This window comes from Streptomyces sp. TG1A-8, assembly GCF_030499535.1.
GTDB lineage: Bacteria > Actinomycetota > Actinomycetes > Streptomycetales > Streptomycetaceae > Streptomyces.
In genome coordinates this window covers 6,205,086-6,228,941 of sequence record NZ_JASTLB010000001.1, presented here as the reverse complement: position 1 = coordinate 6,228,941, position 23,856 = coordinate 6,205,086, and the positions used below count along the sequence as shown (strand labels likewise).

Annotated in this window: 18 protein-coding genes and 5 pseudogenes; 12 read left to right on the top strand and 11 right to left on the bottom strand. The window is 76.1% G+C overall.

Going from position 1 to position 23,856, the window contains the following annotated elements; translation table 11 throughout:
* The first annotated feature begins 116 nt into the window (after positions 1-116).
* Positions 117-800: a glycerophosphodiester phosphodiesterase family protein gene (locus QQY24_RS27490; protein WP_301975399.1), complete on the top strand. Its 684-nt coding sequence runs from the start codon at positions 117-119 to the stop codon at positions 798-800.
* 25 nt (positions 801-825) lie between these two features.
* Here the strand turns inward: QQY24_RS27490 and QQY24_RS27485 are convergent.
* Positions 826-1,364, bottom strand: a pseudogene (locus QQY24_RS27485) (GNAT family N-acetyltransferase).
* 71 nt (positions 1,365-1,435) lie between these two features.
* Here QQY24_RS27485 and QQY24_RS27480 point away from each other — a divergent pair.
* Positions 1,436-1,828 (top strand): VOC family protein, encoded by a 393-nt coding sequence (locus QQY24_RS27480; RefSeq protein WP_301975398.1) that lies wholly within the window; start codon positions 1,436-1,438, stop codon positions 1,826-1,828.
* Positions 1,829-2,044: 216 nt separating this feature from the next.
* Here QQY24_RS27480 and QQY24_RS27475 read toward each other — a convergent pair whose 3' ends face one another.
* A complete protein-coding gene (locus QQY24_RS27475) occupies positions 2,045-2,653 on the bottom strand; it encodes a MarR family winged helix-turn-helix transcriptional regulator (RefSeq protein ID WP_301975397.1) in 609 nt (202 codons plus the stop codon).
* A gap of 574 nt (positions 2,654-3,227) precedes the next feature.
* Positions 3,228-3,859: pseudogene (locus QQY24_RS34870) on the bottom strand (hypothetical protein).
* Between the two features lie 173 nt (positions 3,860-4,032).
* Between QQY24_RS34870 and QQY24_RS27465 the strand changes: the two are divergent.
* The 5 genes from QQY24_RS27465 (at position 4,033) to QQY24_RS27445 (ending at position 8,123) form a co-directional block, all read left to right on the top strand.
* Positions 4,033-4,584 (top strand): DUF5134 domain-containing protein, encoded by a 552-nt coding sequence (locus QQY24_RS27465; RefSeq protein ID WP_301975396.1) that lies wholly within the window; start codon positions 4,033-4,035, stop codon positions 4,582-4,584.
* Between the two features lie 113 nt (positions 4,585-4,697).
* Positions 4,698-5,630: a M56 family metallopeptidase gene (locus tag QQY24_RS27460; protein ID WP_301975395.1), complete on the top strand. Its 933-nt coding sequence runs from the start codon at positions 4,698-4,700 to the stop codon at positions 5,628-5,630.
* Between the two features lie 196 nt (positions 5,631-5,826).
* Positions 5,827-6,516, top strand: a complete 690-nt coding sequence (locus QQY24_RS27455) for a phosphatase PAP2 family protein (RefSeq protein WP_301975394.1) — start codon at positions 5,827-5,829, stop codon at positions 6,514-6,516.
* Positions 6,517-6,578: 62 nt separating this feature from the next.
* Positions 6,579-7,268, top strand: coding sequence for an HAD family hydrolase (locus QQY24_RS27450; RefSeq protein ID WP_301975393.1), 690 nt, complete (start codon positions 6,579-6,581; stop codon positions 7,266-7,268).
* A 186-nt stretch (positions 7,269-7,454) separates the two neighbouring features.
* Positions 7,455-8,123 (top strand): TetR/AcrR family transcriptional regulator, encoded by a 669-nt coding sequence (locus tag QQY24_RS27445; protein ID WP_301975392.1) that lies wholly within the window; start codon positions 7,455-7,457, stop codon positions 8,121-8,123.
* Between the two features lie 92 nt (positions 8,124-8,215).
* Here the strand turns inward: QQY24_RS27445 and QQY24_RS27440 are convergent, their stop codons facing one another.
* Together QQY24_RS27440 and QQY24_RS27435 are read right to left on the bottom strand one after the other, a co-directional pair.
* Positions 8,216-12,565, bottom strand: coding sequence for a cation-translocating P-type ATPase (locus tag QQY24_RS27440; RefSeq protein WP_301975391.1), 4,350 nt, complete (start codon positions 12,563-12,565; stop codon positions 8,216-8,218).
* Between the two features lie 9 nt (positions 12,566-12,574).
* Entirely contained in the window at positions 12,575-13,111 is a 537-nt protein-coding gene (locus QQY24_RS27435; RefSeq protein WP_301975390.1) for a hypothetical protein, read from the bottom strand.
* Between the two features lie 273 nt (positions 13,112-13,384).
* Between QQY24_RS27435 and QQY24_RS27430 the strand changes: the two genes are divergently transcribed.
* Together QQY24_RS27430 and QQY24_RS27425 are read left to right on the top strand one after the other, a co-directional pair.
* Entirely contained in the window at positions 13,385-14,341 is a 957-nt protein-coding gene (locus tag QQY24_RS27430; RefSeq protein WP_301975389.1) for a polysaccharide lyase family 1 protein, read from the top strand.
* A gap of 28 nt (positions 14,342-14,369) precedes the next feature.
* Positions 14,370-15,173 (top strand): pectate lyase, encoded by an 804-nt coding sequence (locus tag QQY24_RS27425; RefSeq protein WP_301975388.1) that lies wholly within the window; start codon positions 14,370-14,372, stop codon positions 15,171-15,173.
* Positions 15,174-15,269: 96 nt separating this feature from the next.
* On the opposite strand, the gene QQY24_RS27420 is transcribed toward QQY24_RS27425, so the two are convergent.
* Positions 15,270-16,031 carry a PaaX family transcriptional regulator C-terminal domain-containing protein gene (locus QQY24_RS27420; RefSeq protein ID WP_301975387.1) on the bottom strand — a complete coding sequence of 254 codons (762 nt, stop codon included), beginning with the start codon at positions 16,029-16,031 and terminating at the stop codon, positions 15,270-15,272.
* 71 nt (positions 16,032-16,102) lie between these two features.
* Here QQY24_RS27420 and QQY24_RS27415 point away from each other — a divergent pair.
* A pseudogene (locus QQY24_RS27415) lies at positions 16,103-17,769 on the top strand (acyl-CoA dehydrogenase family protein).
* 189 nt (positions 17,770-17,958) lie between these two features.
* Here the strand turns inward: QQY24_RS27415 and QQY24_RS27410 are convergent.
* Complete coding sequence (locus tag QQY24_RS27410; RefSeq protein WP_301975386.1) at positions 17,959-18,537, bottom strand: hypothetical protein; 579 nt, start codon at positions 18,535-18,537, stop codon at positions 17,959-17,961.
* A 280-nt stretch (positions 18,538-18,817) separates the two neighbouring features.
* Between QQY24_RS27410 and QQY24_RS27405 the strand changes: the two genes are divergently transcribed.
* A complete protein-coding gene (locus QQY24_RS27405) occupies positions 18,818-19,903 on the top strand; it encodes an exo-alpha-sialidase (protein WP_301975385.1) in 1,086 nt (361 codons plus the stop codon).
* 110 nt (positions 19,904-20,013) lie between these two features.
* On the opposite strand, the pseudogene QQY24_RS27400 reads toward QQY24_RS27405, so the two are convergent.
* The 3 genes and pseudogenes from QQY24_RS27400 to QQY24_RS27390 all read right to left on the bottom strand — a co-directional run.
* Positions 20,014-20,172 (bottom strand): annotated as a pseudogene (locus QQY24_RS27400) (acyl-CoA dehydrogenase family protein); the annotation flags it as partial.
* Positions 20,172-20,366, bottom strand: a pseudogene (locus QQY24_RS27395) (dienelactone hydrolase family protein); the annotation flags it as partial. The pseudogenes QQY24_RS27400 and QQY24_RS27395, both read right to left, overlap by 1 nt.
* Positions 20,367-20,627: 261 nt before the next feature.
* On the bottom strand, positions 20,628-21,305 hold the full coding sequence (locus QQY24_RS27390) for a uracil-DNA glycosylase (protein WP_301975384.1): 678 nt from the start codon (positions 21,303-21,305) through the stop codon (positions 20,628-20,630).
* 504 nt (positions 21,306-21,809) lie between these two features.
* Between QQY24_RS27390 and QQY24_RS27385 the strand changes: the two genes are divergently transcribed.
* Positions 21,810-22,733, top strand: coding sequence for a sirohydrochlorin chelatase (locus tag QQY24_RS27385; RefSeq protein WP_301975383.1), 924 nt, complete (start codon positions 21,810-21,812; stop codon positions 22,731-22,733).
* A gap of 79 nt (positions 22,734-22,812) precedes the next feature.
* Here QQY24_RS27385 and QQY24_RS27380 read toward each other — a convergent pair whose 3' ends face one another.
* Entirely contained in the window at positions 22,813-23,853 is a 1,041-nt protein-coding gene (locus tag QQY24_RS27380; protein ID WP_301975382.1) for a lactonase family protein, read from the bottom strand.
* Between the last annotated feature and the right edge of the window lie 3 nt (positions 23,854-23,856).

Sequence of the window (23,856 nt, the reverse complement as noted above, 5' to 3'; positions counted from 1 at the left end):
CGAGTGCGGGCCCATCGCGGGACCCGGCCACTAGGCTGCGGGCGTGCCGGGTGGACGGCGTGACCCGTCGTCAGGTCCGCACGCTTAGCCGCCGTTCGACGGAAGCGGGTTGAACCTTGAACTTCCTTACCATCGGTCACCGCGGGGTCATGGGCGTCGAGCCCGAGAACACCCTGCGCTCCTTCGTCGCCGCGCAGCAGGCCGGCCTGGACCTGATCGAACTCGATCTGCACCTGAGCAAGGACGGCGCCCTCGTCGTGATGCACGACGCCGAGGTGGACCGCACGACCGACGGCACCGGCCCGATCGGCGAGAAGACGCTCGCGGAGCTGCGTGCCCTGGACGCCGGACGCGGGGAGCGCGTGCCGGTCTTCGAGGAGGTCCTGGACGCGGTGCGGACACCGCTGCAGGCCGAGATCAAGGACGTGGCCGCGGCCCGGGCGCTGGCCGAGGTCATGTGCCGGCGGGACCTGGCCTCCCGGGTGGAGGTGTCCTCGTTCCACGACGAGGCGATCGCCGAGATCGCCCGGCTGGTGCCCGGCGCCCGCACGGCGCTGATCGCGAGCCGCTACGGCACCGACGTGGTGGAGCGCGCGATGGAGGCGGGGGCCTCGGCCCTCTGCCTCAACATCCGCCGGCTGACCCTGGAGGTCGTCGAGCACGCGCGCGCGGCCGAGCTGCGGATCATCGGCTGGGTGGTCAACTCCCAGGACGAGCTGCGGCTCGTGCGCGCGCTGCAGCTGGACGGCGCGACGACCGACTACCCGGACATCAAGCGCACCGGCCGCTTCACCGCGTGAGCCGGCGCGCCCTCCCCGGTGGACGTCACACCAGCGGCTTGACCAGCAGTTCGAACCGGAGGTCGGCGCGGCGCGGGATGCCGAAGCGCTCGTCGCCGTACGGGAACGGCGTCGTCCTTCCCGTACGGCGGTAGCCGCGGCGCTCGTACCAGGCGATCAGCTCCTCGCGCACCGAGATCACGGTCATGTGCATCTCGGTGACGCCCCAGACCGCACGGGCCCGGCGTTCCGCCTCCGTCATGACCGCCTTGCCGAGGCCCGCGCCCTGCAGGGCGGGACTGACCGCGAACATGCCGAAGTAGGCGTGGTCGCCGCGGTGTTCGAGCTGGCAGCAGGCGACGATCCGGCCGTCCCGCTCCGCGGTCAGCAGCAGGCTGCCGGGCGACTTGATGACCTGGAGCACGCCCTCCGGGTCGGTCCGCTGTCCTTCGAGGATGTCCGCCTCGGTGGTCCACCCGGCCCGGCTGGCCTCCCCCGGTACGCCGACTCGATCAGCGCGACCAGGGCGTCCACGTCGGCGTCGGTGGCGTCCTTGAAGGTCAGTCCGCTGGTGCTGGTGTCCACGGGGCGGTCTCCGATCTCGTGCGCGGCTGGAACCGGGGACGAGCGTAACGGTGCCGCTAGGCTCCGGACGCATGGTGCATGTACTCGGCAGCAGGACACTCCTCCGGCCCACGGACCCCGAACGCTCTCGCGTCTTCTACGGCGAGCAGCTGGGCCTCGCCGTCTACCGCGAGTTCGGCACGGGGCCGGAGCGCGGGACCGTCTACTTCCTCGGGGGCGGTTTCCTGGAGGTCTCGGGCCGGTCCCCGGTCCCGCCCTCACCGGCGGTGCGGCTGTGGCTCCAGGTCGAGGACGTGGCCGCCGCGCACGCGGAACTGGACGCCCGGGGCGTCGAGATCGTACGGCCGCCGGTGAAGGAGCCGTGGGGCCTGGTCGAGATGTGGATCACCGACCCGGACGGCACGCGGATCGTCCTGGTGGAGATCCCGCCGGACCATCCGCTGCGGTACCGGCCGGGTACCTGACGCCGCCCGCCCGGGGCCGGCGGACGGCCCCGGGCGGCGCCCGCGCACCGGCTGTCGTGCGTCGCGGCGGACGGCGTGGGCGCGGCGACGGCCGCGGCGGACGGTCCTGTCCCGGTGGAGCCCGCGCCGGTGCCCGGGGACCGCGCGTCGCGGTGCCGCGGAAGCGGCGAGGAGCCCGGGGGTGCCCACCGGGCCGCCGATGCGCACTGACGCCCCTTACGCGCGCAGGGCGCCCATCCGGCCCTCCAAGCGGCCCAGCAGGTCGGCCAGCAGCGCGGCGAGTTCCCCCTGCCCCTCGGGCGCGAGGACGGACAGCACGGCCGTCTCGTAGGCGAGCTGCTCGGGCAGGACGCCGTCCACGAGGTCGCGGCCGGTGCCGGTGAGGCGGACGTGGGCGACGCGGCGGTCCCGGGTGTCGCCGCGCCGCTCGACCAGTTCGCGTTCCGTGAGCTGCTTGAGCCGCTTGGTGACGGCCGCCCCGGAGGAGAAGGTCTCACGGGCCAGCTCCCCCGGGGTCAGCTCGTGGCCGGTGCGGCGCAGGGCGCCGAGCAGGTCGAACTCCGGACGGCTGAGGCCCGCCCGGCGCAGCGGGGCGTCCTCGGCCTGCTGCAGGAGGGCGGCGCAGCGGTTGATGCGGCCGATGACCTCCATGGGGCCGGTGTCCAGTCCGGGGTGGACGGCGCGCCACTGCCGGACGACGGCGGCGACGGTGTCCGCCTCCCCACCGCTCCGGCCGGGAGAGGGCTCCGGCTCCGAGCCGTCCCAGGCGGCCCCCCTGGCCTGCGGCCCCCTCCCGCCGCCCTCCCGTACGGCACCGGACGGCATCGCGCCCGCGGCCCGCGCGGTACCGGACGGCGTTCCGGCCGCAGCGGGTACGGGGGCCTCCGGCGTCCTCGGCGCAGCGGGCGCGGCGGCCGGCCGCCCCCCGCCCGCGGAACCTGCCGCGCCCGCTCGCGCGCCGTTCCCACCGCCCGCCGCGCTCGCGCGCGGTACCCCGCCGGCGCTCACGACGTGCCCGGCGCCCGTGTCCGGGCGTCCGGCCGCGTCCCGGCGGCACCGCTCCCGGCGTCCGGCCGCGCCCCGGCCCGTCCGCTGCCGGTCCGGGACCGGCCCTGCGCCGAGCCGCCTCCGGCGTCCTCGGCGCAGCGGGCGCGGCGGCCGGCCGCCCCCGCCCGCGGAACCTGCCGCGCCCGCTCGCGCGCCGTTCCCACCGCCCGCCGCGCTCGCGCGCGGTACCCCGCCGGCGCTCACGACGTGCCCGGCGCCCGTGTCCGGGCGTCCGGCCGCGCCCCGGCGGCACCGCTCCCGGCGTCCGGCCGCGCCCCGGCCCGTCCGCTGCCGGTCCGGGACCGGCCCTGCGCCGAGCCGCCTCCGGCCCCCGGCCGGCCGTTCGTCGCCGTCATGGGCGCATGTCCTCCGTCGTCCTGCCCGTGCCCCGGTCCAGGGGTGCGAGCCCCTGGCGTCGTACCGTCGCGGCGAGCGTACGGTGTCCCGACTGCTCGGCGAGGACGACCCGCTCCTCGGGCAGGGCGCGCTGCCACCACTCGCCGGAGGCGGCGTCGGCCGTGGCGCGCAGGTCGGCCAGGGCCCCGGCGAGGGCGCGGCGGGCGGTCTCCAGGGCGCGCGGCTCCGGGTCGGGCCGGGCGGGCAGGCGGGCGGCCCGTTCGCGGGCGCGTTCGGCGGTGCTCAGCGCCTGTTCGAGGCGGTCGCCCGCCCGCCGGTTGGTGACCAGGACGGCGGCGGAGCCGGTCAGGGCGGCCGCGGTCAGGGAGACGGCGAGGCCGCCGACCATGCCGAGGACCACCAGGGCGAGCGTGCGGGGCGCGGGCGGCGTAGGGCCGGTTGTGACCGTACAGCGCGCACAGGGCGCCCGCCATCGTGTACATCGCGAGGTCGAGGCGGCCCATCGCCACGAGCGGCAGATTGGGCGGGGCGACCGCGGCCACCACGCTCAGCGCGGGCTTGAACCAGATGTCGGGGGCGCCCGAGGCGGAGCACGCCGGCAAGGGGAAGGGGGCCCGCACTGCGCATCCTAATTTAATTTAACATATACTTTATCAGTAAAATAATTTCGGCGCCGGGTCCCGGGCCTGTTCACCGCCCGCGCTCCGCCGAACGCTCCCCGTGTACCCCCCTGCGCTTGCGTGCGCTCCACGCGGTGCGGGCATCGCATTCCTCGACCGACGTCGAGCGGGGAGGTGCGCGTGCACGGACCGGATGCGCCGGCCTGGCTGCTCGTCGCGCTGTGCGCGGCGACCGGCGCCTACTGCCTGCTGCGGATGCGCAGCGGTGTCGAGGAGCAGCGCCGGGCCGCGGGCGGCGAGGCGCTCATGGGGTTCGGCATGGCCGTCATGGCCGTGCCCGCCACGGTGTTCGCCCCGCCGGCGTGGGCCTGGCCGCTGTACGCGGCGGTCTTCGGCGCGGCGGCCCTGCGCGCCCTGTGGACCGCCCGCGCGAGCGCCCACCACCTGCACCACGTGGCGGGGACCTCGGCGATGGTCTACATGGCGCTCGTCATGGCCGCCCCGCCCGCTTCCGCCGGTCACCACGCGCACGGCGGCTCGGGAGTGCCGGTGGTGACCGGCGCGTTCCTGCTCTACTTCACCGGCTACGTGCTGCTGTCCGGCGCCCGCCTCCTGCCCGCCGCCACGGCGGGCCAGGCGGGCACGCTGCGCTGGGGGGACCGTCCCGAACTGGCACGGGCGTGCCGGCTGTCGATGGGGATGGGGATGGTGACCATGCTGCTGGCCGTGTGAGGCACCGGACCGGGTGGAGCGCCCGGCCCCGCGGACGGCGGAGGCGTTGTGTGCGTCACTTCGACACCGGAGACCGTACCGGTGCGCGGGTGCCCGCTCATAGGCTGCTACCCATGATGCTCCCCGTGGCACTGCTGCTGCTCGGCGCGTTGACCGCCGTCGTCGCCCCGCGGCTGCTCGCCCGGGCCGACTGGCCGGACCGTGAGCCGGTGGTCGCCCTGTGGGCGTGGCAGTGCGTGGTGGCGGGGGTCCTGCTGTGCTGCGCGCTGTCCATGACGTTCAGCGCGGCGGCCTGGGCGGCGGTGCGCGGGCACGTCTTCGCCACGGCTCCGCGCGCGGTCGTGGAGGCGTACGCCCTCGGCGCGTCCGGACCGTGGGCGGCGGCGACGGCGGCGGCACTCGCCTGCGCCGGGCTGTGGAGCCTGGCGATGCTGGTGCGCGAGGTCGCGGGGGCCCGGTCCCGGTGGCGGCTGCGCCGGGCCGAACTCCAGGCGCGCCTCCCGCTGCTGCCGGGAGAGGAGCCGGCGGGCGGCCGGGTGGCGGTGCTGGAGGGTGAACGCCCCGACGCCTGGTGGCTGCCCGGGGCGGCACCCCGGCTCGTCATCACCACGGCCGCCCTGCGCCGTCTGAAGGGGCGGCAGCTCGACGCCCTGCTCGCCCATGAACAGGGCCACGCCCGGGCCCGGCACGACTGGCTGCTGCACTGTTCGGCGGCGCTCGCGGCCGGGTTCCCGCAGGTGCCCGTGTTCGCGGCCTTCCGCGACGAGATGCACCGGCTGGTCGAGCTGGCCGCCGACGACACGGCCTCCCGGCGCTTCGGCCGGCTGACGACCGCGCTGGCGCTGGTCGAACTCAACGAGGACCGGGGCGTGTTCGGCCCGTGCCCCACACCGCAGGCGCACGTCCCGCAGCGGGTGCACCGGCTGCTCGCCGCACCGGCCCGCCTGCCCCCGCTGAGTCGGCTGCGGCTGACGGCGGCGGCCGCGCTGGTGCCGGTGATCCCGGTACTGGTGGCACTCGTCCCCGGCCTGCGGGCCCTGGGATAGGCCCCGCCGCCCGGCTCGGGCCGGCGGGACCCGGGCAGCGCCGCCCGGGCCGGTTTCCTCTTCGGCGGGCGCCTTCCGGCAGGCCCTCCGGAGCACGGCGGCCGGACCGGGCGGGTCCGTCCGCCCCGCACGCCACCCGGTGGCACCGCGTCCGCGGCGGTGGCCACGGGGCCGCCCCGTCGACGAGGATCGCGGCATGCGCCACCCGCCCGTCCCCGCCCCGCCCCGGCCGCCGGCCCGCCGCACCGCGGCCCTCGTGGCGGCCGGCCTCGCCGTCTGCTCCGCACTGCTGCTGGTGCTCGTCGTGATCCGGTGGGCTCCGCTGCTCGCCCTGGACGGCGTCGTCTCCCGCACCGTGCACCGCTGGGCGGTCCGCGAGCCCGGCGTCACGCACGCCGCCCGGATCCTGACGGACTGGGTCTGGGATCCGCTGACCCTGCGCCTGGTGTGCGCGGCGACCGCGCTGTGGCTGGCGCGGCGGCGCGGGGCCTGGTGGGCGGTGCTGTGGCCGGCGGTCACCTGCGCCCTGGCCGCACTCGTGCAGCAGTTGCTGAAAGCCGCGGTCGGCCGGGGCCGGCCCCGGTGGCCGGACCCGGTGGACAGCGCGCACTACGCCGCCTTCCCCTCCGGGCACGCCATGACCGCCACCGTGGTCTGCGGACTGCTGCTGTGGCTGCTGTACCGCCTGGGCGCCGGTCGCGTCCTGTGGCGGACGGCGGTGACGGTGGCCGCGGTGTCGGTGGTGGGCGTCGGGCTGACCCGGGTGTGGCTGGGCGTGCACTGGCCCTCGGACGTCCTGGGCGGCTGGCTGCTCGGGGCGCTGGTGGTGGCGCTGGCCGTACTGGTCCACCCGGGGCCGCGCGGGGGCCACACGGCCCCCCGCTGACGGGCGGGCGCGCGCCGCGAGCGGCCCCCGCGCCGCGCACGGGTCCGGGTAGAGTCCGGCGCATGACTGCCGTGCTCTTCGATTTCTCCGGGACCCTGTTCCGCGTCGAGTCCACCGCGTCCTGGCTGCGTGCCGTGCTGCGCAGGACCGGCCTGGCGATGACCGAGGCGGAACTGGCCCGGGCGGCTGCTGCGTTGGAGGCGGCCGGTGCGCTGCCGGGCGGGGCGGCGCCGGTCGGGCTGCCGGCGGACCTGGCCGGACTGTGGGCGGTGCGCGACAAGAGCGCGGAGCTGCACCGGGCCGCCTACACCGGCCTGTCCCGGCGGGTGCCCCTGCCCGACCCGGGGCTGCACGACGCGCTGTACGAGCGGCACATGTCCCCCGCCGCCTGGTCCCCGTACCCGGACGCCGCCGAGGTGCTGCGCACGCTGCGCGAGCGCGGGATCGGCATCGGCGTGGTCAGCAACATCGGCTGGGACCTGCGCCCGGTCTTCCGCGAGCACGGTTTCGACGCCTACGTGGACGCGTACGTGCTGTCGTACGAACACGGCGTGCAGAAGCCGGACCCGCGCCTGTTCTCCGCCGCCTGCGAGGAGTTGGGCGCCGATCCGCGACAGGTGCTGATGGTCGGCGACAGCAGGGCGGCGGACGGCGGCGCGGCCGCACTGGGCTGTCGCGTGCACTTCGTGGACCACCTGCCGGTGGCCCAGCGGCCCGACGCGCTGCTGCCGGTGCTGGAGCTGGTGGGCTGAACCGGCCGGGCCGGAGCGCGAGCGCCGCGGGACGAACGGGCGGCGCCCGGCGATGTGCGCCGCCCGTCTGAGACGATCCCCCGCGTCGTCCCAGACGGACGGCAGCCCTGAGTGGACCCCGCACAGGGCGGGGCCTCCCACGTTGAGTATAGTTGGCTGACAGCCAGTCAACGCAGGAGTTACAGGATGTCCCCGCGCAGCGCCTCGGTCAATGAAGAGTTGCGGCGGCGTTCCCAGGAGCGGCTGCTGCAGGCCGCGGTCGAACTCGTCGGGGAGCGCGGGTTCGAGGCCACCACCCTGGGCGACATCGCCGACCGGGCCGGGTCCGCGCGTGGGCTGGTGTCGTACTACTTCCCCGGCAAGCGCCAACTGGTGCAGTCCGCCGTGCACCGGCTGATGCACCGGACGCTGGAGGAGGCGCTCGAACGGGAGCCGCGCACCGAGGACGGCCGGGAGCGGCTGGCCCGGGCCATCGACGCGATCCTCGGCCTGGCCCACGAGCGGCCGGTCCTCATGCGGCAGCACATGGCGGGGCTGCTCCACGCCGAGGGCTTCGTGCAGTGCCCGGAGCAGCGGCGGCTGTCGGAGCTGCTGAGCGACACGGTCGCCCGGTACGGCTCCCCGGACGTGACGGCCGACTACCCCCTGCTGCGCTCGCAGTTGATGGGCGCGGTGTACGCCGCACTGATGCCGGGGGCGCCGATGCCGGTGCCGGAGCTGCGCGCCGAGTTGTTCCGGCGGTACCGGCTCGACTGGGAGATGGGCGTGCCGCCGGAGGGCGGCGAGGGCGCCGGGACGGCCGGGGAACAGGACCTGTCACGGTTCTTCGCGACCGGGGGGGAGCACACCGGGTAGGACCGGGCCCCGGCCCGTGCCGCGCGGGGCCCGGTGCCGTCCCGCGCCGCGGACGGCCGCGGCGGCCGGGGAGCGGGCCGGCCCGACGGCCGTCACGCCCGCACCGCCGGCAGCAGCCGCTCGACGGTCTCCTCCAGACGGGGCAGGGTCCGCTGGGCCGCGAGGGCCAGGACGATCGCCGCGGCGACGCCCGCCCACGCGACCGGACCCAGCGGGGTGCAGCCGAGGGCACTGCTGACACCCGGAGTCTGCACCAGGACGAAGAGCGCCGCGGCGGAGCCCACGGACGTCACCTGGACCAGGCGGCTGTCGCGGCGGTCGAGGAGCGTCTGGGCGAGCTGGGTGACGACCACGGCGCACAGGGCCATCGTGCTGGAGCGGCGGGCCGTACCGGGTGTGAAGCGGCCGATCAGCCAGGCGGCGACCGCGCCCAGGCAGGTGGTCAGGGCCCGGTGCCGGATCTGCCGCAGCAGCGGCTCGCCGAGCACGGCGGACGCCTCCTCCGGCGCGGTGGCCGCCGGCCGCTTCCCGCCGGCCCCGTCCGCCCCGTCCGCGCCGTCCGCGCCGTCGGGTTCCGCCGGCGCCGTCGGGGTGACGGCGACCGCCATCGCCGGGAACAGGTCGGTGAAGAGGTTCACCAGGAGCATCTGCCGGGTGGACAGCGGGGCGGTGCCCGACAGCAGGGTGCCCAGGATGCCGAAGCCGACCTCGCCCGCGTTGCCGCCGATGAGGATCGCGATGGCGTCGGCGACGCCGTGCCACAGGGCCCGGCCCTCGCCGACCGCATCGATCAGGACGGTCAGGTCGTCGTCGGTGAGGACGATGTCGGCGGCGTTGCGGGCCGCCGCCGAGCCCCGCGCGCTGATGCCCACGCCGATGTCGGCGGCGCGGATCGCCGCGGCGTCGTTGGCGCCGTCGCCGACCATCCCGACCACGCGTCCGGCGTCCCGCAGCGCCTCGACCACCTGGAGTTTCTGCTCGGGCGCGACCCGGGCCACGACACCGGCGTCGCGCAGCATCCGGGCCCGGGCCGCCCGGTCGGCGGCGGCCAGCTCGTCGCCGGTGACCACGGCCGTGTCCTCGGGCCAGCCCAGCTCGGTGGCGATGGCCCGGGCGGTCTGCGGGTGGTCGCCGGTGAGCATGACCGGTCGCACGCCCTCCTCGTACAACCCCCGCACCAGGGCCGTGGACGTCTCGCGCGGTACGTCCGACAGCGCCAGCAGACCGGTGAACTCCAGGTCCTGCAAAGGTGGTTCGAGGACGTCTTCCGTGTCCTCGGCCGCGGTGAGCCGGCGCCGGGCCACCGCCAGGACCCGCAGGCCGTCACCGGCCAGGGCGTGCGCCGCGCCGGCGGCCTCGGCGGGCAGGTCGGCGCAGGCCGGCAGGACGGTCTCCGGGGCGCCCTTGAGGACGAGCGTGCGGGGGCCGTCCCCGGTACGGCCGACGGCGGCGGCGTAGCCGCGCGCGGCCTCGAACGGCAGGCTGTCCAGCTGGGTCCAGTCCGGGTCGGGGCCGGCCGCGTCGAGGACGGCCTCGTCGGTGGCGTGCGTCGGCCGGTCCGAACCGCCGTCGAACCGGGGGCAGGCCCGGGCCGCGGTGCGCAGCGTCTGCGTGGCGGTGGCGTCGCCGGCCGCGTGGGAGGTGCCGTCGGCTTCGCAGACCCGCACCAGGCGCAGCCGGTTCTCGGTCAGCGTGCCGGTCTTGTCGAAGCAGATGGTGTCCATGCGGCCCAGCGCCTCCAGTGTGCGCGGGGTGCGCACGAGGACGCCGTCGCGGCTGAGCCGCCGGGCCGCCGCCAGCTGGGCCACCGTGGCCACCAGCGGCAGTCCCTCGGGGACGGCGGCCACGGCGACGGCGACCCCGCCGCTGACCGCCTCCCGGATGGGCGTGCCGCGCAGCAGCGCCAGCCCCGTCACGGCCGCGCCGCCGGCCAGCGTCACCGGCAGCGCCTTGCGGGTGATCTCCTGCAGCCGGGCCTGGACCCCGGCGGCCGGGGGCGTGCGGGCGGCGAGGTGGACGGCGCGGGCGGCCTCGGTGCGGTCACCGGTGTCCACCACGACGGCCCGGGCCTGGCCGGCCACCACGGTGGTGCCCTCGAACACCATGCAGCGCCGGTCGGCGACCGCGGCGTGCGGGGTGGGGTCGGTCTGCTTCTGCACGGGCAGCGACTCGCCCGTCAGCGCCGACTCGTCGACCTCCAGGCCGTCCTCCCACAGCAGCCGGGCGTCGGCGGGCACCACGTCGTCACCCTTGAGTTCGATCACGTCACCCGGCCGGAGCCGGCCGGCGTCCACGGTGCGGGCGCCGCCGGCCGGTGCCTGGCCGGCCGGCGGCGCGAGGCGTGCCTTCTGCTTCTGGTCGGCGAGCAGGCCGGACAGGGCCCGTTCGGCGCGCAGCCGCTGGACACCGCCGACCAGCGCGTTCAGGTCGAGGGCGCCGAGGACCAGCAGGGCGTCCACGACCGAGCCGAGGATCGCCGAGGCCGCCGAGCCGACGGCCAGCACCGGGGTGAGGGGGTCCTGCAGCTCGCCGCGCACGGCCCGGCCGAGCTGCACGCTCCACCGCAGGGGGGCGACCGCCGGGTGCCGGGCGAGCGCGCCGGCCGCCTTGCGGGCCCGCGCCGTCGCCTCGTCCAGTGGGCTCGGCCGGGCGTCCGGTTCCCGTTCCAGCCGCTCCTGGGCCTCCTGCGGGCGCAGCTCGTGCCAGTGCACGCGGGGGCGCGGGTGCGGGGCGCGGGCGGCGGCCACGCCGAGGGCGGCCCGCACTCCGCTCAGCAGGGCGGTCGCCGCGCCCGCGTCGACCGGTGCGTGCCGCAGACCGGGCAGCACGGCCAGGCGCCCGCGTCCGCCCCGGGACTCGCCGACGGCCACCAGGAGCCCGGACAGGGCGGCACCCGAGCGGGCCAGGGTCTGGGAGCGCCGGCCGACCGCGCGGGCGGCGGGGACGGCGGTCAGGATCCGCCACACGTCGGGCAGTCCGTGCGGGGCGAGGACGTCGGCGCTCCACACGACGGCGCCGCCCCGGTCCGTCAGGGCGACGGCGACGTCGCTGCCGCGCAGCCCCGCCAAGACCTCGTGCTCGTCGGCGCCCATCCGGGCGACGGTGATGACGGCACCCTCGTCCCGGCGCAGCTCGTACACGACGTCGTCCAGCGGGCGGCGCGCGTCCACCACCTGGTCGGCCAGGCCGGTGAGGTCCTCCAGCGCGGGGTTGTCCACCACCACGACCTTCAGACCGGCCCGCCGGGCCGCGTCCAGGACGGCCTCGGCCCACGGATCGGCCGCCGCGTCCCCGGCCCGCAGGGCGCTCGGGTGCAGCAGCACCGTGCCGGCCATCTCCAGCTGGCGCAGCCGCTCGGGGTCGCGGACCAGCGCGCCGGTGCGGGCCAGCGCGGCGCTGAGCACGGCGTGGAAGGCGGCGGGTCCGTAGCGGGCGGCCTTGGGCGAGCCGGCGAGGACCGCCTCCGCCGCCTCGGCGCCGCTGTGCTTGACCAGCAGGGTCGCGGCGGCGCCCAGCACGCTGCCGGCCGAGGCGTGGGCGGCGTACTCCTGGGCCGGGGAGGTGCGCAGGGGCGGGCGCGGGATGCCGTGCCCGCCGACGCTGACCCGGTCGGGAGCGCACAGCCGGTCGTGCATGGTGTCGAAGGCGGCCGCCCGGGCCACCGTCTCGGCGAGCTGGCAACCGCGCAGCGCTCCGTCGAGCAGCAGGGAGGTCGGCGACTGCCCGGCCCCCTGCACGGCCGCGTTCAGACAGGCCAGGACCAGGTCCGTGCGGGCGCTGCCGAGGCGGGAGCCGAGCAGGGCGCGGAAGCGCGGGTTCTCCCTGAGCAGGGTCACCGCCGCCGTCACCGCGCGGGGCGACGGCGGCAGGCGCAGGGCGGAGGCGGTGAGCGCGGCGGCGATGCCGAGCACGTCGGCCGCGAGTGGGGCCGCGGCGGCGCGCACCCCGGCGGGGTCGGCCGGGTGGGTCACTCCCTGCGGGGCGCCGTCCGCCAGGAGCAGCCCGTGCCGCTCCGCGAGGCCGGCCGCGTGCTCCACGATCCGGTCGGTGAACTCCTCCCCGGTGGCGGTCACCACCAGGCGGGCGAGGCCCTCGTCCCAGTGGGCGAGGAGGACGTCCGGGCGTTCGGCCAGGTCCGCGGCGATCCGGTGCGCCAGGTGCTCCGTGCCGCCGCCGTCGCGTACCCGCTCCGGCTCGGCGGGCCGCAGCGGCAGGTGGGCGCGGGCGCCGGACCGCCAGTGGCCGCGGGCGCCGGGCAGCGCGCCGCGGACGACCCGGGCCACCCGCACGGCGGTGTCCGCACCGCGCACACCGGCCCGGGCCGTGCCCGCCGCCGCTCCCGCGGCTGCTCCGAGGGCCGGGGCGGTGGCCCGGGCCAGCAGTCGGGGCGCCGCGGGCAGCAGCCGGGCGGCGGCAGGGGGTGTGAGCAGGGCGAACACCATGGCGGGTCCTCACAGACTGGTGCGATCGGGCCGCGCCGTCGGGCCCAGGGGGCCACCGGACGCCGAGCTCTTCGTCTCCCCGGCCCGTCCGGACGGCGTCCGGGTGCCGCTCTTGCCGGGAGTCCCGGGCGCGGTCGCCGGGCCCGGTGGTGCGGTCTCCTGACGGCCTCCGCCGTCCTCCTCGGTGCCGCCGGCCCTGAGCGCCGCGCTGCCGAGGTCCCGCGCGGGCTCACGGGCCGGCTCCGCTCCCGCGGCCTGCGCGGCGGGGGCGGCGGGCACGGCGGGGGCGGCGGGCCGGGGCTGGGTGAGCCAGGCCACGGCCGCTCCGGTGAGGGCGACGGGCCACTCCACCACGCCCGCGACGCCGAGCACACCGGCCCCGGTGTACACCGCGAACCGGCGCCCCCGGGGTGAGACGGCGCCGACCCGGTCCAGCGTTTCCTGTGCCGCCCTGCCGACCACCCCGGCACCGGGCACCCTGCGCAGCACCGAGACCGCGCCGTGCAACGGCGCCGTGAGGACCGACGGGGACCTTTGCTCAGCCATGACCGCTCCCAGGATGAGATCCCATCTATCCCTAAGATGCCCATATCGTCGCACATCACCCCCTTTTCACCTTCCTGTTCACATCGGTGATGACCGAAAGCGACCGCACGCGAGGCGTTGACTGGAAAGCGCTTGCACCCTACGTTCCGTTCATCAGCGTGACCGATGGGTCCGACAACCGGGCTCATGCGTCCACCAGTTCCATATGCGCGTTCCCCATGAAGTACGTCGTTCACGTACACAAACATCCCCCACTCGAAGGGACGCACCCGCATGCGAACGCAAGGACTCACCGGAGCGGCGGCCACGGCCGTCGCCCTCGCGGCGGCGGCCGCACTCACACTGCCCCAGGCGGCCGGGGCCGCGGACACCGCGCCCGTCGGGTTCGGCGCCGGGGCGACCGGCGGCGGCGCCGCCACGGCGGTGACCGTCTCCACCCTGGACGCCTTCAAGACGGCCGTCACCGGCACCTCGGCGAAGGTGGTGAAGGTCAGCGGCCTGATCCCGCTGAGCGGCCAGGTCGACATCGGCTCCAACACCACCGTGCTGGGCGTCGGACCGTCCTCCGGCTTCACGGGCGGCGGGCTGCGCCTGAAGAAGGTCACCAACGTCGTCCTGCGCAACCTGAACCTCAGCAGGCCCGTGGGGACCGACGCGATCACCGTGCAGACCTCGACCAAGGTGTGGATCGACCACAACGCCCTGTCCTCCGACCGCGGCCACGGCAAGGACTACTACGACGGCCTGGTCGACATCACCCACGCCTCCGACCACGTCACGGTCTCCTGGAACACCTTCAAGGACCACTACAAGGGCTCGCTCGCCGGGCACAGCGACGACAACGCGAGCGAGGACACCGGGCACCTGCGGGTGACGTACCACCACAACTGGTTCGACAACGTCAACTCCCGCACCCCCAGCCTGCGGTTCGGCACCGGGCACTTCTACGACAACTACGTCGTCGGCGCCGAGACCGCGGTGCACTCCCGGATGGGCGCGCAGATGCTGGTCGAGAACAACGTCTTCCGCAGCACCGGGGTCGCCGTCACCACCAGTCGCGACAGCGACGTGGACGGTTACGCCAACCTGCGCGGCAACGACCTCGGCGGAGCCGCGACCGAGGTCTCGCGGACCGGCACCTTCACCAGCGCGCCCTACGGCTACACCGCCGAACCCGCCTCCGGCGTCATCGCCTCGGTGACGGCCGGCGCGGGCACCGGAAAGATCTGACACCCCCTCGGAAGAAGGCACTCGGAACATGACCTCACGAGCATCCGCGCGCACCGGCACCGGGCGCGCCCTGCTGGGCGGAGTCGCCGCCCTCGGCCTCTCGATTGGCATGATCATGATCAGCGAGGGACCGGCACGGGCGGCGACCTGGCCGACCGCCAGCGGCAGCCAGGCGGTCTCCGCGACCGTCCCGGTCTCCGGCACCAAGGACTACGGCATGAAGCGCCTGTACGGTACCGGGGACCTGGGCAGCGACTCCCAGGACGAGGACCAGGGCCCCGTCCTGGAGCTGGCGCCGGGCGCGGTGGTCAAGAACGTCATCATCGGCTCGCCCGCCGCGGACGGCATCCACTGCCTGGGCAGCTGCACGCTGCAGAACGTCTGGTGGGAGGACGTCGGCGAGGACGCCGCCACCTTCCTCGGCTCCTCCCCGTCCAACGTCTACACCGTCAGCGGCGGCGGGGCGAAGGAGGCCAGCGACAAGGTGCTGCAGTTCAACGGTGCCGGGACGCTGAACGTGTCCGGTTTCGCCGTGCAGAACTTCGGCACCTTCGTCCGCTCCTGCGGCAACTGCAGGACGCAGTACAAGCGGACGATCAACCTCAGCTCCGTCGAGGCGACCTACAAGGGCAGCAGGCTCGTCGGCATCAACACCAACTACGGCGACAGCGCGACCCTGAGGGGCATCACCGTCGTCGGGGACACCAGCAAGAAGATCGTTCCGTGCCAGAAGTACATCGGCAACAGCACCGGCAGCGAGCCGACCACCAACGGCTCGGGGCCCGACGGGACCTACTGCAAGTACGCGTCCTCGGACATCACCTACAAGTGAGCGCCCGGGCCGCCGCCCCCTGGGGCGGCGGCTCCCGCACGGGCCGGGGCCGGTCCTGGGCGGTCCCGGGGCGGCCCGCCTCCCGGGCCGCCGCCGTCACGCCCCGGGCACCTCCCGCCGTCCCGCCGAGGCCGCGAGCTCGCGCTGGTAGCCGGCGTAGGCGGTGCGCAGGGCCCCGCCCGGCCAGCGGGCGGGCAGGAGCTCCGGGGGCAGGACGGGGTCGGTGAGCAGGTGGCGCACGGCCGCGGCGAAGGACGTGAGGCGGTCGGCCGGATCCCGGGAGGCGCTCGCGCGGGCGAGCAGCACGCGCGCGGTGGCCGCCCAGGCGTCCAGCGGCCACAGCCGGGTGACGAGGTCGCGCGCGGGGCCGTCGGGACGGGCGGTGCACGACAGGGCCACGCGCGCGAGGTCGCCGGGCAGCGGGCGGGTGAGGTTGGCCGGGCGCAGCCACACGCCCTCGCGGAGTTCGGCCAGGCGCAGCGCGGTCAGCCGGGCGCGCAGCCCGGCGCGCTCGGCGGGGCCGCGGCCGGTCGCCGTGATCACCACCATCTCCCAGTCGCCGTCCCACGCGCGCGTGCCGGGGTGCACCGCCTCGTCCTGGCGGCGCTGGCGGGCCAGCAGCCGCTCGCTGAGCCCGTAGACCGCGTCCGTGCGGCGCAGGTCGCCCGCGGCCACCATCCGGCTCAGCGCGGCCCGCAGCGTCGAGCCGCCGACCCCGAACGGCTCCACCAGGCGGACCAGGTCCTTCACCGGCAGCTCGGGCGGATGGGTGCCCAGCAACAGGCTCAGCACGACCGACCGTGCGGACAGCGGCCGCAGGTCCGCCGCGCCCGGCTCCGCCGACACGTTCATGCGCATGGGCACGTACTGTACGTCGGCCGTGCTGTTGCAGCCTTGCTACAGCCGTACGAAGAGTGCAACATGGCGGCATGGCCCCGATTCCCGCGCAGGCACCGCACCAGCCGCGGTGCGGCACCCACGACGTCACCAATCAGCCCCCGCCCCTCCCCCGTACGACGCCTCCGACGACCCGGCCCTGCTGGAGGGGCTGCGCCGGGAGGGCGCCGGCTGGGCCGAGGAGGACGTGCGGCGACTGGGACTGCGGGCCGGCGGTGAGGAGGCCCAGGAGTGGGGTGAGCTGGCCAACCGGCACGAGCCGGAGCTGCACACGCACGACCGCTACGGCCACCGGATCGACGAGGTCGAGTTCCACCCCAGCTGGCACCACCTGATGCGGACCGCGGTCGCCGAGGGCCTGGCCGGCGCGCCGTGGGCGGACGAGCGGCCCGGCGCGCACGTCGCCCGGACCGCGGGCGGGCTGGTGTGGGGGCACACCGAGGCCGGGCACGGCTGCCCGACGTCGATGACGTACGCCGCCGTCCCCGCGCTGCGCGCCCAGCCGGACCTCGCCGAGGTCTACGAACCGCTGCTCACCAGCCGCGTGTACGACCCCGTCCTGCGCGTGCCCGCCGAGAAGCCCGGCCTGCTGGCCGGGATGGGCATGACCGAGAAGCAGGGCGGCTCCGACGTCCGGACGAACACCACGGCGGCCACGCCCACCGCCGAGCCCGGCGTCTACACGCTGCGCGGGCACAAGTGGTTCGCCTCGGCGCCGATGTGCGACCTCTTCCTGGTCCTCGCCCAGGCCCCGGGAGGACTGTCCTGCTTCCTGGTGCCGCGCGTGCTGCCGGACGGCAGCCGCAACACCTTCCGCGTCCAGCGGCTGAAGGACAAGCTCGGCAACCGGTCCAACGCCTCCTCCGAACCGGAGTTCGACCGGACCGTGGCCTGGCTGGTCGGCCCGGAGGGGCGGGGTGTGAAGACCATCATCGAGATGGTCAACTGCACGCGTCTGGACTGTGTGATGTCCTCGGCGACCCTGATGCGCAAGACCCTCGTCGAGGCGGGCCACCACGCCCGCCACCGCACCGCGTTCGGCGCCCGGCTGGCGGACCAGCCGTTGATGCGCAACGTCCTGGCCAACCTGGCCCTGGAGTCGGAGGCCGCGACGACGCTCACGCTGCGGCTGGCCGGGGCGGCGGACCGGGCGGTGCGCGGGGACGCCGGGGAGCGGGCCTTCCGGCGGATCGCCACCGCGGTCGGCAAGTACTGGGTCACCAAGCGGGGCCCGGCCTTCACCGCGGAGGCCCTGGAGTGCCTGGGCGGCAACGGGTACGTGGAGGAGTCCGGCATGCCCCGCCACTACCGGGAGGCTCCGCTGCTGTCCATCTGGGAGGGCTCGGGGAACGTCAACGCGCTGGACGTGCTGCGGGCCCTGGGGCGGGAACCGGACACCGCCGAGGCGCTGTTCGCCGAACTCGCCCTCGCGCGGGGGGCGGACGCCCGCCTGGACGCGGCCGTGGCCGGGCTCGGGGACCAACTGGCCGCGACGGACCAGGCGGGCGCCCGCCGGCTGGTGGAGCGGATGGCCCTCGCCCTCCAGGCCTCGCTGCTGGTCCGGCACGCCCCGCACCCGGTCGCGGACGCCTTCTGCGCGTCCCGGCTGGGCGGGGACTGGGGGCACTCCTTCGGCACGCTGCCCCCCGCCACCGGCTTCGACGCGATCCTGGAGCGGTCCCTGCCCGACCGGAGTTGATCCCCCTCCCCGGAACGAGGCGCTGCCGGAGCGGTGCGGGAGGCGGCCTACCGGTCCGGACGACGCGGTCGGGGGCGCCGCCCCGCGGCGGCCACCACACCGCTGCGTGCGGTCCGCGCCGGTGTGGTGGCCGCCGTCCGGACCCGTCCGGGACGCCCACCGGCCGCCCGCGCCCGTCCGGGGTGGCCGTCAGCCGGTCGTCCGGCCCCACTGCGGGCCGAGCCGGGCCCACTCCGTGTCCCAGCGGTCCAGGCGGCGGCGTTCGAGGCGGTCCCGCAGGGCGAGGCCGCCCGCGAAGGGGACGGCGGCGGCGCTCGCTCCCACCAGGGCGCCTACCAGGACGGCGCGGAAGCCGGCCTCGGAGGCGGTGGCGGGACGAGCGACGAGGTGGCCCCGCCGGTCGGTCCAGACGGTGACCGGGGTGCCCGCCGCGCTGCCGGGCGCGACCCGGGCCTGGCCGGTGCGGACCGAACCGCCGGCCACCGTCCAGCGCACCTCGGCCCAGACCCGCCCTCCTCCCGCGCCTTCGGTGACGGGCGTCCCGGGAGCCCTGGCGACGACGCGGGCGACGGCGGGACGCCACTCGGCGCGTTCCCGGGCCAGCCCGTGCTGCACCGACCGGGCCACCAGGAGACCGGCCGTCACCCCGGCCAGGACGGTCAGCAGCCAGGCTCCGAGCACCACCCACGCCTCCACCACGTCGGCCCGGCGCCGGAGCGGGTTGCGCCGCCAGCGCCACAGCCACACCTTCGGACCACGGAACGCCATCAAGGGCATCCTCCTCACGAGCGCACCCGCGGACCCGCCGTCCTCTCCCACGGGCGGGGCCGTCCCGGTGCTCACGACGAGCCGTCACTTCGACGGTCGCACGCCGCACCCCTTTCCCGCAGGCACATGCGGCAACAGGACCGGACGATCTCCGCCCCGGGCCGCCACCACCGCGCCGACCTGGGGCGACGCCGTTCGCGGGGGCGGCTGTCAGTGGTGCGGTGCAGACTGACCGGTATCTGACGACTACCAGGACGAAGACGTCCCGGAGGTGATCGGCATGACCGAGGCACTGCTCGCCGTGGGCACCCGCAAGGGCCTCTTCATCGGGCGCCGGCGCGCAGGCGCCTGGGAGTTCGACGACGGTCCCTGTTTCAACGCGCAGGCCGTTTACTCGGTCGCCATCGACACCCGCACCGCCACCCCGCGACTGCTCGCCGGCGGTGACAGCGCGCACTGGGGCCCGTCGGTGTTCCACTCCGACGACCTGGGCCGCACCTGGACCGAGCCGGCCCGGCCCGCCGTCAGGTTCCCGAAGGACACCGGCGCCTCGCTGGAGCGGGTCTGGCAGCTCCACCCGTCCGCCGCCGAGCCGGACGTGGTCTACGCGGGCACGGAACCGGCCGCGCTGTACCGCTCGGCGGACCGCGGGGAGAGCTTCGAGCTGGTGCGCCCCCTGTGGGAGCATCCGACCCGCTCCCGGTGGGTGCCGGGCGGCGGCGGCGAGGGCCTGCACACGGTGCTCACCGACGCGCGCGACCCGCGGGCGGTGACCGTGGCCGTCTCCACCGCCGGCGTCTTCCGCACCACCGACGGCGGGGTCAGCTGGGCGCCCTCCAACTCCGGGGTGTCGGCGGTGTTCCTGCCCGACCCCTACCCGGAGTTCGGCCAGTGCGTGCACAAGGTCGCCAGGGACGCGGGGAACCCGGACCGGCTGTACCTGCAGAACCACTGGGGCGTGTACCGCAGCGACGACGCCGGCGCGCACTGGACCGACATCGGCGGGGGCCTGCCGTCGACGTTCGGCTTCGTGGCGGCGGCCCATCCGCACCGCGGCGGCACCGCGTACGTCTTCCCGATCAACGCCGACGCGGACCGGGTGCCCGCGGGCCGTCGCTGCCGGGTGTTCCGCACGGCCGACGCGGGCGAGACCTGGGAACCGCTGTCCAGGGGGCTGCCGGCGGAGAACCACTACGGCACCGTGCTCCGGGACGCGCTGTGCACGGACGACGCGGACCCGGCCGGGGTCTACTTCGGCAACCGCAACGGGGAGGTGTTCGCCTCCGCGGACGACGGCGACAGCTGGCGGCAACTGGCGTCGCACCTGCCGGACGTACTGTGCGTGCGGGCCGCGGTGATCGGCTGACGCCCGTCCGGGCGGCGGGGTGGCGTCCGGTGGGTGCGGGGCGGGTGGCGAGTGGCGGGTGGTGGGTGGTGGGTGGTGGGTGGTGGGTGGTGGGTGGTGGGTGGTGGGGCTCAGCTCACCAGGCCCAGTTCCCGGGCGATCAGCATCCGCTGGACTTCGCTGGTGCCCTCGCCGATCTCCAGGATCTCGGAGTCGCGCCACATGCGGGCCACCGGGTACTCGTTCATGAAGCCGTAGCCGCCGTGGACCTGGGTGGCGTCGCGGGCGTTTCGAAGGCCAGCGCCACGTATCCCAGCTCGGCCAGGGCGTCGGCCCGGCGGCGCTGGAAGTCGTTCAGCCACGGCCCCTCGGGCCCGATCAGGGCCGCGGGCCGGCGGTCGGCACCGGCCGGGAGCGTGAGGTGCCCGATCATCGTCAGGCCGTCGGCCGGGTACTCGACCGTGCGCGTGGTAACCGTCGTCACGGGACGGGACTGTAGTGACCGTGGGGCCCGGAGCCGGAGGAACGCGCCGGGCGGACGTCGTTGTCCGGAGTGCCGACGGGACCGGGCCCCGCAGGGCCGCGACGGCACCGGGACGACCGGGCCCCGGCGCCGAACCGATCCGTTCCGTTCACCGCTCCCGCGGCGGTGTCCACGGCTCGCCCCGGATCACCGCCGCACTCCACGACGCCGGACACCGGCCGACGACGAGCGGGCGGCACGGGTGGTGCGGCGGCCGTGGCGTTACGGCAGTCGCCAGTCCACCGGCTGCGCGCCCTGCTGCACGAGCAGGTCGTTGGCCCGGCTGAACGGACGCGAGCCGAAGAAGCCGCGGTCGGCCGACATCGGCGAGGGGTGGGCGGACTCGATCGCGGGAAGATCCCCCAGCAGCGGCCGCAGATTGCGCGCGTCGCGCCCCCACAGGATGGACACCAGCGGCTTGCCCCGTGCCACCAGCGCCCGGATCGCCTGCTCGGTGACCTCTTCCCAGCCCTTGCCGCGGTGGGCGCCGGGGCTGCGCGGCGCCGTGGTGAGCGCCCTGTTGAGCAGCAGCACGCCCTGCCGCGTCCACGGCGTCAGGTCTCCGTTGGACGGCCTGGGCAGCCCCAGGTCGGTGTGCATCTCCCGGAAGATGTTCTCCAGACTGCCCGGCAGGGAACGCACCTCGGGCGCCACCGCGAAGCTCAACCCGATCGCCATTCCCGGCGTGGGGTAGGGGTCCTGACCGACGATCAGGACGCGGACGTCGTCGAAGGGCTGCTGGAAGGCCCGCAGGACGTTCGCCCCGGCCGGAAGGTACGTACGGCCTGCCGCTACCTCGGCCCGGAGGAAGTCCCCCATCGCCGCGATGCCTCCGGCCGCGGGTTCCAGGGCCTTCGCCCAACCCGCTTCGACAAGTTCATGCAAGGGTCGTGGTGCCACGACGCGTCACTCTACTGGCACGCACCGGAGTCCCGCACGAGCCGGAAGGCCCCCGCGCACCGGGGCCCCTTCCGGCGCAGTTCCTCCCCGCCGGGGTCTTCGAGCCGGTCGGGCGGACCGCTCGACCGGTCGCCGGGAGGGGTCTTGTTGCATCCGGGGTCGAGCCGCTCCGCCGTGGTCGTCATGCCCGTGTGGCGCAGAGGTCACCGAACAGGCGGCCCCGGCACCGGACCGATCGCGGTCGGCCCCGGCCCGGCCCGCCGCCCGGCCGCGTCCGGACCGCGGCCGCCCCGACGGCCGGGCGGCTCACCCTGCCAGGCGGTCCGGCCATGCCGCACGTCGTCACCGCAAAGGGGGATTGACTCCTTTTCAGGCTGTTGCGTCCGGTACCTGCCCCGAACATGCGGCACGGGTGCGCACCTCATCAGACAAAACCGGACGGATACCGCTCACCTGCACCCTCCCCGAACAGAAGAGCCCAGGAAGCCAGTAACATGCGGCGCCATGAGCTCCCCCACTGGGCCCGCGTCCGGCCTGCCAGTACGAATGCCGCGACCCCGCCAGCCCGGACGGCACCGCCGACCGGAACCGCTGGTGGCTCCCGAGGGCGCGCCCGCGCTCGTCCTCGCGGTGCCCGGGGTGCCCAGCACCACCACGCGGGGCCTCGCCGAGGAAGTGGTCAGCATCGCCCGCTCGGAGCTACCCGGCCTCAACGCCCGCATCGGTTACGTCGAGGGGAACGACGCGGAGTTCCCCTCCCTGCGGTCCGTGCTGGCGCGCGCCGCCGACGAGCGCGCCGTCCGCCACGAGCAGGCCCTCGCCGCCGGCGTCGGGACCAAGGAGCCGGACGGGCCGGTCGCCGTCGTCGTCCCGCTGCTGGCCGGCCCGGACAGCGCGCTGCTGCGCCAGGTCCGCCAGTCCCTGATGGACAGCCGGGTCGCCGCCGAACTGACCGACGTCCTCGGCCCGCACCCGCTGCTCGCCGAGGCACTGCACGTGCGCCTGTCGGAGGCGGGCCTGGCCCGCGCCGACCGCGCCCGGCTGTTCACCGTGGCCACGGCCGCGGACGGCATCATCCTGGCCTCCGTGGGCGGTGAGGAGGCCGTGCAGGCGGCCGGGATCACCGGCATGCTGCTCGCCGCGCGACTGGCCGTGCCGGTGATGGCGGCGGCCCTGGACCAGGAGGGTTCGATCGCCTCCGTCGCCGAGCAGCTGCGTTCCGCGGGCTCGCAGCAGCTGGCCCTCGCGCCGTACCTGATCGGTCCCGAGATCGAGCCGGGACTGCTGGCCGCCGCCGCCGAAGAGGCGAACTGCGCCACCGCCGAGGCGCTCGGCTCGTACCCGGCGATCGGCAAGCTGGCTCTGGCCAAGTACACGACCACCCTGGGCATCGCCCCGCAGCAGCCGCTGGGCGCGCCGGTCCGCTGAGCCGCCGCGGCACTCGTACGGCGCGGGGTCCGCTCCGGCGGCCGGGGCGGGCCCGCTCCGCGCGCGATCCGGCCGGCCGTCAGCCGAAGACCACGCAGGAGGCCGCGGTGACCTCCACGGAGCCGTCGTAGCGGGGCAGGCCCGTGCTGTCGTCGACGGCGAACCAGGTGACGTCGCCGGAGCGTTCGTTGGCCGCGTAGAGGAAGCCGTCGTTCTCGGCCAGCGCGCGCGGCCAGTGCCCGCCGCACGGCACCGTGCCGGTGAGCCGGAGCCCGTCTCCCCCACTCCCCTCGACGGCGAGCACGGACAGGACGTCCTCACCGCGGGTCGCGGTCCACACGAAACGGCCGTCCGGCGCGACGACGATGCCGGAGGGGTAGGCGTCGCCGGCCGGGGCGCCCGGCAGGAGCGGGACCTCGGCCAGCGGCTTCAGGGAGCCCGCGCGCGCGTCCCAGCGGCACACGGTGACGGTCGGGGTGAGTTCGTTGACCACGTAGGCGCGCTCGCCGTCCGGGTGGAAGGCCAGGTGGCGCGGGCCCGAGCCGGGGCGCAGCGCGAACTCCCGGTGCAGGACGGGGACGCCGTCGGCCAGGGTGCACACCCGGACCGAGTCCGTGCCGAGGTCGACGCTGACGGCCCACCGGCCGCCGGGGTCGGGCTGCACCTGGTGGGGGTGCGGGCCGCGCTGGAACCGCTCGTGCGGTCCGGAGCCGGTGTGCCGGAGCGCCCCCGAGGGCGTGGCGGCGAGCGTGCCGTCCGGGCGCACCGGCACGGCCGTGACGCTGCCGGAACCGTAGTTGGCGGTCAGGACGTGTCCGGCGTGGACGCTGAGGTGGGTGGGTCCGCTGCCGCCGACCGGCACGGGCGGCCCGGCGGGTTCCGGCGCGTCACCGCCGACCCGGTAGGCGGCGACGGCCCCCTCGGCCGTCTCGCTGACGGCGTAGAGCATGTCCCCGTCCGGTGACAGGGCCAGGTAGGACGGGTCGGGGACGGTGCCGAGTCTGCCGGTGAGGGTCAGTGCGCCGCCGTCCGCGCGGATCTCCGCGGTCACCAGCCCGGGTCCGCCCGCCGCCGTGAACGACCCGATGAACGCCCTGCGCCGCCTGCCGCTCCGTGCCACCGC

Bases quoted from the DNA above. Each gene is read 5' to 3' on its own strand.
- QQY24_RS27480 (WP_301975398.1), top strand. From the start codon at position 1,436: ATGGTGCATGTACTCGGCAGCAGGACACTCCTCCGGCCCACGGACCCC.
- QQY24_RS27475 (WP_301975397.1), bottom strand. From the start codon at position 2,653: ATGCCGTCCGGTGCCGTACGGGAGGGCGGCGGGAGGGGGCCGCAGGCC.
- QQY24_RS27460 (WP_301975395.1), top strand. From the start codon at position 4,698: ATGATGCTCCCCGTGGCACTGCTGCTGCTCGGCGCGTTGACCGCCGTC.
- QQY24_RS27455 (WP_301975394.1), top strand. From the start codon at position 5,827: ATGCGCCACCCGCCCGTCCCCGCCCCGCCCCGGCCGCCGGCCCGCCGC.
- QQY24_RS27450 (WP_301975393.1), top strand. From the start codon at position 6,579: ATGACTGCCGTGCTCTTCGATTTCTCCGGGACCCTGTTCCGCGTCGAG.
- QQY24_RS27445 (WP_301975392.1), top strand. From the start codon at position 7,455: ATGTCCCCGCGCAGCGCCTCGGTCAATGAAGAGTTGCGGCGGCGTTCC.
- QQY24_RS27440 (WP_301975391.1), bottom strand. From the start codon at position 12,565: ATGGTGTTCGCCCTGCTCACACCCCCTGCCGCCGCCCGGCTGCTGCCC.
- QQY24_RS27435 (WP_301975390.1), bottom strand. From the start codon at position 13,111: ATGGCTGAGCAAAGGTCCCCGTCGGTCCTCACGGCGCCGTTGCACGGC.
- QQY24_RS27430 (WP_301975389.1), top strand. From the start codon at position 13,385: ATGCGAACGCAAGGACTCACCGGAGCGGCGGCCACGGCCGTCGCCCTC.
- QQY24_RS27425 (WP_301975388.1), top strand. From the start codon at position 14,370: ATGACCTCACGAGCATCCGCGCGCACCGGCACCGGGCGCGCCCTGCTG.
- QQY24_RS27420 (WP_301975387.1), bottom strand. From the start codon at position 16,031: ATGCGCATGAACGTGTCGGCGGAGCCGGGCGCGGCGGACCTGCGGCCG.
- QQY24_RS27410 (WP_301975386.1), bottom strand. From the start codon at position 18,537: ATGGCGTTCCGTGGTCCGAAGGTGTGGCTGTGGCGCTGGCGGCGCAAC.
- QQY24_RS27405 (WP_301975385.1), top strand. From the start codon at position 18,818: ATGACCGAGGCACTGCTCGCCGTGGGCACCCGCAAGGGCCTCTTCATC.
- QQY24_RS27385 (WP_301975383.1), top strand. From the start codon at position 21,810: ATGAGCTCCCCCACTGGGCCCGCGTCCGGCCTGCCAGTACGAATGCCG.